The sequence below is a fragment of the Aeromonas sp. sif2416 genome (assembly GCF_019218665.1).
In the GTDB taxonomy this organism is placed as follows: Bacteria; Pseudomonadota; Gammaproteobacteria; order Enterobacterales; family Aeromonadaceae; genus Aeromonas; species Aeromonas encheleia.
The window spans coordinates 1-392 of sequence record NZ_JAHUXC010000040.1 but is presented as its reverse complement, the minus strand read 5'-3'; the positions used below and the strand labels follow the sequence as shown (position 1 = coordinate 392).

At 62.0% G+C, this 392-nt stretch carries 1 protein-coding gene; it reads left to right on the top strand.

The window, feature by feature from the left end; genetic code table 11:
* A partial coding sequence (locus KW821_RS21440; protein ID WP_218292861.1) for a hypothetical protein occupies window positions 1-392 on the top strand: 392 nt, incomplete at both ends.

Below are 392 nucleotides of genomic sequence, written 5' to 3'. Positions count from 1 at the left end.
GGCGGGCTCCAACCTGAGCTACGACGTCTGGTACACGATGAAGGATGCGGACGGGGATGAGAGCATCGCCAAGCTGACCATCAACATCAAGGGGGCGGATGACAGCTCCAGCGTGGTGACGGCGGCGTCGACGGGTCCGGATCACCAGGTGTACGAGTCTGGCCTCAATCCGAATGGCTCGAATGCTGCGGTCAACAGCGAGACGGTGGCGGGTAGCTTCACGGTGTCGGCCACGGACGGGATTTTGAATGTGGTGATAGGGGGTACCAGCTACACCCTGGCCCAGGTGCAAGGGTTTAACGGTAGCCAGACGGTCAACACCGGCGAAGGGGTGCTGACGCTGCTGAGTTACGTGGGCACGGCCAGCGGCGGGACGGTGAACTACAGCTACA